The 8,407-nt window shown below is 33.2% G+C and carries 8 protein-coding genes and 1 rRNA gene; all 9 read right to left on the minus strand.

Features of this window, described 5'->3' with window-relative positions:
• Positions 1–180, minus strand: a 16S ribosomal RNA gene (locus B5X81_RS26850); the annotation flags it as partial.
• Positions 181–453: 273 nt separating this feature from the next.
• The gene (gene lysS, locus B5X81_RS26855) at positions 454–1,929 is read right to left on the minus strand and encodes a lysine--tRNA ligase (RefSeq protein WP_079496088.1); all 1,476 of its coding nucleotides are present in this window, start codon (positions 1,927–1,929) and stop codon (positions 454–456) included.
• A 15-nt stretch (positions 1,930–1,944) separates the two neighbouring features.
• Positions 1,945–2,424, minus strand: a complete 480-nt coding sequence (greA, locus tag B5X81_RS26860; RefSeq protein WP_079496089.1) for a transcription elongation factor GreA — start codon at positions 2,422–2,424, stop codon at positions 1,945–1,947.
• Positions 2,425–2,697: 273 nt separating this feature from the next.
• Positions 2,698–3,657, minus strand: coding sequence for a tRNA dihydrouridine synthase DusB (gene dusB, locus B5X81_RS26865; protein WP_079496090.1), 960 nt, complete (start codon positions 3,655–3,657; stop codon positions 2,698–2,700).
• A 19-nt stretch (positions 3,658–3,676) separates the two neighbouring features.
• Positions 3,677–4,447: a type III pantothenate kinase gene (locus B5X81_RS26870; protein ID WP_079496091.1), complete on the minus strand. Its 771-nt coding sequence runs from the start codon at positions 4,445–4,447 to the stop codon at positions 3,677–3,679.
• Positions 4,448–4,843: 396 nt separating this feature from the next.
• Positions 4,844–5,827 carry a biotin--[acetyl-CoA-carboxylase] ligase gene (locus B5X81_RS26875; RefSeq protein WP_079496092.1) on the minus strand — a complete coding sequence of 328 codons (984 nt, stop codon included), beginning with the start codon at positions 5,825–5,827 and terminating at the stop codon, positions 4,844–4,846.
• Positions 5,828–6,176: 349 nt separating this feature from the next.
• Positions 6,177–7,325, minus strand: a complete 1,149-nt coding sequence (locus tag B5X81_RS26880) for a sodium ion-translocating decarboxylase subunit beta (protein WP_079496093.1) — start codon at positions 7,323–7,325, stop codon at positions 6,177–6,179.
• A gap of 47 nt (positions 7,326–7,372) precedes the next feature.
• Complete coding sequence (locus B5X81_RS26885) at positions 7,373–7,774, minus strand: biotin/lipoyl-containing protein (RefSeq protein WP_079496094.1); 402 nt, start codon at positions 7,772–7,774, stop codon at positions 7,373–7,375.
• 217 nt (positions 7,775–7,991) lie between these two features.
• The coding region (locus B5X81_RS26890) for an OadG family protein (RefSeq protein WP_244282265.1) at positions 7,992–8,407 on the minus strand (416 nt) is incomplete at its 5' end.

Below are 8,407 nucleotides of genomic sequence, written 5' to 3' on the forward strand. Positions count from 1 at the left end.
ATCACCGTTTCCGGCGGCTATCCCTCTGTACAAGGCAGGTTACCCACGCGTTACTCACCCGTCCGCCGCTTTCCAGCTCTATCTTCTCCCGAAGGATTAGTTAAAGCCTTCTCGCTCGACTTGCATGTGTTAAGCACGCCGCCAGCGTTCATCCTGAGCCAGGATCAAACTCTTAAATAAAATTTTCGGGTTTGACCTTTTATTGGTCAGGCTAAACGTTGACTTTTACATCAATCGTTCAACATGTTTTTTATCCTTACACTGTTCAGTTTTCAATGTCCAAAGTTTTATGTTCCATTTAGTTCTTTGTTAACGACGCTTAAATATAGTACCATAGACAATTTGTTTTGTCAATACTTTTGTTTGAAAATTATTTAGCAAATTTTGTATAAAGAAAGGGTGCAAAAGAGAATATGCACAAATAAAATATACATACTCTCTCAAAATATTCTACTATTCTATAGGCTTCATAGTTGGAAAGAATATCACATCTCTTATCGATGCTGAATTAGTAAGTAACATCATAAGTCTATCAACACCTATTCCAAGTCCACCTGTAGGAGGTAACCCTACTTCTAATGCATTTATAAAGTCTTCATCCATTGGATGTGCCTCTTCATCTCCATATTCTCTTTGCTTAAGCTGTTGTTCAAACCTTTCCCTCTGGTCAATTGGATCATTTAATTCTGAAAATGCATTAGCAATCTCCCATGTATTGGCAAAAGCTTCAAACCTGTTAGTAAATAGTGGGTTATCAGGATTTTTCTTAGATAATGGTGACACCTCTACAGGATGATGCATTACAAATGTTGGCTGAATTAAATCTTTCTCACAGTATTCTTCAAAAGCAAGACTAACTATGAGTCCCTTTGTCATATGCTCTTCTATTTCTAAATGAAGCTTTTCCTTGGCAATTCTTCTAGCCTCTTCATCAGTTTCTAAGCTATAAAAATCAACACCTGTCTTCTCCTCAACTAAATCGTGCATGGACACTCTTTTCCAAGGTGGTTTAAAGTCTATTTCTGTGCCTTGATAATTTATAACAGTTGTGCCATGAGCCCTTTCTGCACAATATGCAACTAAGTTTTCAGTTATATCCATCATATATTCATAGTCCTCATATGCTGCATAAAGCTCTATATTAGTAAACTCAGGATTATGCTTAATAGAAATTCCTTCATTCCTGAACATTTTACCCATTTCATAGACCTTATCAAATCCACCTACAATAAGTCTCTTTAGATAAAGCTCATTTGCAATTCTCATCTGCATATCTAAATCCAATGTATTGTGATGAGTTAAAAAGGGTTTTGCTGCTGCCCCTCCAGCAATAGTTGTTAGTATTGGAGTTTCAACCTCTAAATAACCCCTCTCATCTAAAAACTCCCTTATGGCTTTGATTATCTTATTTCTCTTTATAAATGTTTTCTTAACTTCAGGATTTACAATAAGGTCAATATATCTCTGTCTATATCTAAGTTCCGTATCCTTTAATCCATGCCATTTTTCAGGCAATACTTGTAATGATTTACATAAGAGCTGAACTTCATCTGCTCTGATTGAGATTTCCTGTTTCTTTGTCTTAAATACCGTACCCCTTATACCTACTATATCTCCTAAATCATATGTAGTAAATATTTCATACTCTTCTTCACCTATAGCATCTTTTCTAACATATGACTGAATTCTTCCGTCTCTATCCAATACATCTATAAAACTAGCCTTTCCCATTGTCCTCTTGGCCATAATTCTTCCAGCTATTTTTACTTCTTTTCCCTCAAATTCTTCAAAATTATTTTTAATATTAGTGCTGAATGCTGTTCTCTCGTATTTTTCAATTTTAAATGGATCTCGACCTATTTCCTGCAAATTTTTCAGCTTTTCTCTTCTTATCCTCTGTACTTCATTAAGATTTTGTTCTTCAGTCATTTAATACTATACCTCCTACTGTATTTTTATTTCAAGTATTTCATACTTGGTAACTCCATCTGGAATTTGCACTTCAACAACTTCTCCTACTTTATGTCCAAGCAAAGCTTTTCCAACAGGAGATTCATTAGAAATTTTTAGTTCATAGGGATCTGCTTCAGCTGATCCAACAATGGTATATTCTACTTCTTCATCAAATTCCAAGTCCATAACTTTTACAGTTGCACCAATACTTACAATATCCTTTGATATCTGGCTCTCATCAACAACTTTAGCTTTTCTTAGCATTGTTTCAAGTTTTGCTATTCTTTCTTCTACTTGGGCCTGTTCATTTTTAGCCTCATCATACTCGGAATTTTCACTTATATCTCCAAAAGCCAATGCTTGCTTTATTTTTTCAGCTACTTCTTTTCTTTTTACTGCTTTTAGTTCTTCCAGTTCATCTTCTACTTTTTTCAGCCCCTGTTTCGTTAAAATTATTTCCTTGTCAACCATTTATTCCCTCTCCTTTATGATTTTATATTATAATGTAATAATTTTTCTAAAATAAGCAATCAAAGCTGAGATTAAGCAATGCTTATTTCCCTAATATATGTTATTTTTTTAAAATTATTCTTACAACTAAATCTTTAGCATTAATTTAATAGTATAAGCACTGGAGACTCAGTGCTTATACTTATGCGCATTATTATAATGTAGTTGTAATTTATTGTCAAGATGTTAATTTTCTTATGTTTTAAAAATTTGTGATAGGTAAATATTATGTTTCTAATAGTCAAGGATTTTTTTAATATGTCTTTCTATCATATCCACACTTTTAGCTGTATTTATTTCATTTCTAATCTTAGCTGCATTTCTTATACCCTTAAGATACCATGCACAATGTTTTCTCATTTCCCTTATAGCTATATATTCACCTTTGTTTTCTATCAACATATGCAGATGCTTTATACACATAGTTATTTTTTCCTCTACAGTTGGTGGAGGTAAAATTTCCCCGGTTCTAAAATAATGAATTACCCTTTTAAATATCCATGGATTCCCCTGAGCACCTCTAGCTATCATAATTCCATCACAATTAGTCATTTCTTTCATATTTTTAGCATCTTCTACCGAAAACACATCACCATTCCCGAACACAGGTATAGAAACAGCTTCCTTAACTTTTCTTATTATTTCCCAATCTGCTTTTCCTGTATAAAATTGTTCTCTAGTTCTTCCATGAATCGATATTGCATTGGCTCCACTTTCTTCTATTATTTTAGATACCATAACAGCATTTATATTGTTATCATCCCAGCCCTTTCTTATTTTAACAGTTACTGGCTTTTCAGACGCAGCTACTACACTTTTCACTACTTTTCCAATAAGCTTTGGATTTTTTAATAAGGCTGACCCATCACCATTTTTTACAATTTTAGGAGTTGGACATCCCATATTTATATCTAATATATCATAATCATGTTTGTTGATTTGTTTTGTAACCTCTGCCATTATTTTAGGATCTGACCCAAAAATTTGAAGAGCCACCGGTCGTTCCTTTGCTTCAATTTTCATTAATTCTTTAGTTTTGGGATCATTATAAAATATACCCTTTGCACTTACCATTTCTGTAAATACGATTCCACATCCAAACTCTTTGCATATCACTCTAAAAGTGAGATCTGTAACACCTGCCATAGGTCCAAGAGCAACTGGACTGTCAATATTTACATTTCCTATTTTCAATATATCACCTGCTAAATTATTATGATTTATTCATATTATATATTAATCTTAATCCTTCAAGAGTCAAAAACCTATCTACATAATCTATTGTTTTTGATTCCGTTGCTATTAAGCTTGCTAGTCCACCAGTTGCTATCACCTTAGCCTCTTTATTTTTCAGCTCTTTTTTCATTCTATCAACTATATAATCAACTAGTCCTACATATCCATAGATAATTCCCGACTGCATACTTTGAACAGTGTTTTTGCATATAAGTTTTTTGGGTTTATTTAATTCAACACGAGGTAATTTTGCAGCTTTTTGAAACAATGCATCACTAGATATTTTTATCCCTGGTGAAATTGTCCCCCCAAGATATTCACATTTTGCAGATATAGCACAAAATGTAGTGGCTGTTCCAAAATCAACAACTACTATAGGCCCTCCATATTTATGAAATGCTGCAACAGCATTAACAATTCTATCAGCTCCAACTTGTCTGGGGTTATCATATTTAACATTTATACCTGTCTTTATACCGGGCCCAACTACAATAGCTTCCTTATTAAAATACTTATAAGCCATATGCTGAAGTGAATACATAATATTTGGTACTACTGAAGATATTATTACATCTGTAATATCATTCACATCTACACCATCGTATTCAAAAAATTGATTTACCAGCATACCAAGTTCATCAGATGTTTTGGATTTATCTGTAGACATTCTCCAATATTTTATTAATCTTTTATCTTTGTATACACCTAAAACAATATTTGTATTACCAACATCAAAAGCCAATAACAAAAAAATCACCTACTTATCATCTGTTATAATAAAAAAATGTGAAAGATTCCTTGCACGAATAAGCAACCTCGCCATATATAATTTAATCTTATAAAATTAATCTCACTTTAATATTTCATCTTTAGTATATTATCATTTTTAAGAGATTATATCAATAATAATCTTTAAAACTGAAATGAGGAAATTGCATAACTCCAATTTGTCAAAATTGCATAACATATATGGTATAGCTTCGAAGATTTGAAAGCAATATGTGGTAGTTAGTTTTTTAAAGAGGTAATTATGCAATTTGCTCAAATAATTATATAATGCAAATTTAGAACAGCTGTATATAGTAATAATGTACTTAATCTAAGTAGAATATATTTTGATAATAGTAATTCAGAAATTTTATTTCTAAATATAACTATTTATTCCTCTTACAGAAATTTCTCCAGATATAATATTTATTATCTCTCCATCATCCTTTTTTATTATCAATTCTCCATTCTCGTCTATATCTATAGCCTTAGCAATTATAATTTCATTTCTGTTAATTATTTTAATCATCTTACCTAAAATCACAGATTTTTCTTTACAAATCTCTACTGTCTTACTTAAATCACCAGTATTAATAAAATCATAATATAATTTTTCAAATTCATTTACTATATTAATTACAAGTTCTTTCCTGGATATTTCCATGTTCAATTCCTTTTTAAGTGATGTTGCCACATTGTTTATCTCATCAGGAAATTCATTGATATTCACATTAATTCCCATTCCCACTATTACATAATTAATACTATTTATTTCAGCACTCATTTCAGTAAGTATTCCACATACTTTTTTACTATTAATAATTATATCGTTGGGCCATTTAATTCCTGTTTTCAGCTTTGTAACTCTACTAATAGCATTAGCAACTGCAGCAGCAGTTATCTCAGTTATTTTTGCAGCTTCATTAGGATATATAGTTGGCCGTAGTATAATAGACATAGAAATACTTGTCCCAGGTGGAGATACCCAAGCCCTGCCTAACCTTCCTCTTCCTCCAGTTTGCTCATCACTAAGCACAATTGTTCCTTCTAAAGCCCCATCCAAGGCTAATTTTTTTCCATAATTGTTTGTTGAATCAATCGTCTTAAAATAATATATATCATTACCTAGTTTATTGTTTTGGAGCTCTATTAAAAGATCATCCCTTGATAGGATATCTGGTTCTTCTATTAATTTATATCCCTTTCTGGATATAGATTCAATTTTATAACCTTCTTCTTTTAAAATATTAATCTGTTTCCAAATAGAAGTTCTAGTCACACCTAATCTATTACTTAATTGTTCTCCCGATATAAAGTTATTTTTGTTCTTTTTAAGTACTTCTAATACTTCCTTTTTCAATTTAAAACCTCCAGTAATGGATAAAGCCATTTTATGAAGCTATACATTTTAAATTTCAATAAATAATTTTCAAGCTTTTAAATCATTTTTTGTATATCATTTATATTTTAAAATTCAGCTTATGAGCTTTATAATTATTCTTTTTATTATAAATAAACTTTCTTACACTTCTCAATTATATATTAAATTAACTATCATGTAAAAATAAAGTTTATAGTTTTCAAATTTATGCAATAGAATATATACAAAATTTATTAGCTAAAAATAAAAAACTTGGACAGAGGATAATACCCCTGTCCAAATTTATTTTTGAAAATTATTGAAACAATACAAAATAGATAAACTACTTTTATCCAAATAGTGAAAGTAAAACTCCAGCAGAAACGGCAGAACCAATAACACCTGAAACATTAGGTCCCATTGCATGCATAAGCAAGAAGTTTGATGGATTTTCTTTTTGCCCTACTACCTGGGATACCCTTGCTGCCATAGGTACTGCTGATACTCCTGCTGAGCCTATAAGGGGATTTACCTTTCCTCCCGATAATTTATACATTATTTTACCAAGTATTACTCCTGCTGCTGTTCCAACTCCAAAGGCAAGTACTCCTAGAACTATTATCTTTATGGTTTCCGGCTGTAAGAATTTTGATGCCTCTGCTGAGGCCCCAACTGATAATCCAAGGAATATTGTAACTATATTCATTAGTGCATTTGTTGCTGTGTCCGTTAATCTTCCTACAACTCCTGATTCTTTAAACAAATTCCCAAGCATTAGCATTCCAACCAATGTGGCTGCCGGTGGAAGCATAAGGGATACCACAAGAGTTACCATTATTGGGAATAATATCTTCTCTATCTTTGATACATTTCTCAGCTGCTCCATTTTTACCACACGCTCTTCCTTTGTGGTAAGGGCCTTCATTATTGGTGGCTGTATTATTGGAACCAGTGCCATATAGGAATATGCTGCCACGGCTATGGCCCCAAGTATTTCCGGTGCAAGCTTTGATGCTAAAAATATTGCTGTAGGTCCATCGGCTCCGCCTATGATACCTATAGCTCCTGCCTGTTGACCTGTAAAGCCTAAAAGTATTGCTCCTAAAAAGGTTGTAAATATACCAAACTGTGCTGCCGCTCCTAATAGTAATGATTTTGGATTAGCTATTAGGGGACCAAAGTCGGTCATGGCTCCTACTCCCATAAATATAATTGGTGGAAATATTCCAAGTTCATCTCCATAGTAAAAATAACGAAGTAATCCTCCTGGATTTATATGACCTGTAACTGGGTCTATTGTTTGTTTTGCAAAAAGTCCTGCTTCTGGAAGATTAGTTAAAAGCATACCAAAAGCAATGGGAACTAATAAAAGTGGTTCAAATCCCTTTTTGATGGCCAGGTATAATAGTACACATGAAATAAAAATCATTACTACCTGCTGCCACTGTAGGGAAGCAAATCCGGTAGTTTGTATGAATTTAAGTATAGCTTCACCCATCCCTGCATCTCCTTTCCTTTGACATGTTCATTTTTTTTGCTATAGACCTATCCTAAAACTATAAGAACATCTCCTGCATTTACCGATGCACCCTTGGAAATATTTACTGATACTACCTTTCCATCTGCAGGTGCCATTATTTCATTTTCCATTTTCATTGCTTCTAATATAAGAAGTACATCTCCATTGGATACTGTATCTCCCTCATTTACCTTTATATCCAGTACTGTTCCTGGCATTGGTGCTGTTACTGTATTTCCTCCTGCTGGAGCCGGCGTAGGTGCTGCCTTTGGTGTAGGCGCTACTGGCTTTGGTGCAGCCTTTGGCGTAGGTGCTGCCGGTCTTGGAGCTGCCGCTGGTCTTGATATTGCTGCTGGAGCTGCTCCTCCTATTTCTTCTACATCTACTTCATATGCTTTACCATTTACAGTTATATTAAACTTTCTCATGTCTAAATTCCTCCTTAATTTAAACTATAAGTTTTCTAATTATATCCTTAAGTTGTAGATCATATATACTTTAACTCGTTGTACTAGTTCCTATATCGGGAGTATTAATATTTCCTTTTCGTTCATGTTATAAGCCTGTTTTTATATATAATTTTTTCGTCTTTTATCTCTAAAGAAACGACCCAACCAATTATTCATTATTAACTATTAATTGTCTCTAAAGCATTCTATTCATTTGATCCACTCTGCCTGCTCTTCCCCAAGCTGGAGTAGTATCAGCAGTTCTCACAATGTTTCTTACTACTATATTGTGGGTAGATGTTCCTAGGCTTGCTGCTATTGCTGCTGTAATAATTGCCACAAGCTCCTCTGGTTCTTCCTCTACCTCTGCAGATTCCTTCTTCTTTAGCTCAGGTGCTGGCGTTTTATCTATAACATCTACTTCACTTTTCTTAGGCTTTGTAGTGTTTAATGCCTTACCCATTATTATAATTAACGCCCATAGGATCATAAGGGCTATAAAGGTTACGGCCATTCCCAGAATTGCTATATACATTGACCCCAAAAACTTTTCCCCCATTGTCATTTGCTCAAGCATTTCTGGTCTAGTGAATCTTTCAAGTAAGCTTAAAT

Source organism: Maledivibacter halophilus, from assembly GCF_900167445.1.
Taxonomy (GTDB): domain Bacteria; phylum Bacillota; class Clostridia; order Peptostreptococcales; family Caminicellaceae; genus Maledivibacter; species Maledivibacter halophilus.

Bases quoted from the DNA above. Each gene is read 5' to 3' on its own strand.
- B5X81_RS26880 (WP_079496093.1), bottom strand. From the start codon at position 7,325: ATGGGTGAAGCTATACTTAAATTCATACAAACTACCGGATTTGCTTCC.
- B5X81_RS26885 (WP_079496094.1), bottom strand. From the start codon at position 7,774: ATGAGAAAGTTTAATATAACTGTAAATGGTAAAGCATATGAAGTAGAT.
- greA (WP_079496089.1), bottom strand. From the start codon at position 2,424: ATGGTTGACAAGGAAATAATTTTAACGAAACAGGGGCTGAAAAAAGTA.
- lysS (WP_079496088.1), bottom strand. From the start codon at position 1,929: ATGACTGAAGAACAAAATCTTAATGAAGTACAGAGGATAAGAAGAGAA.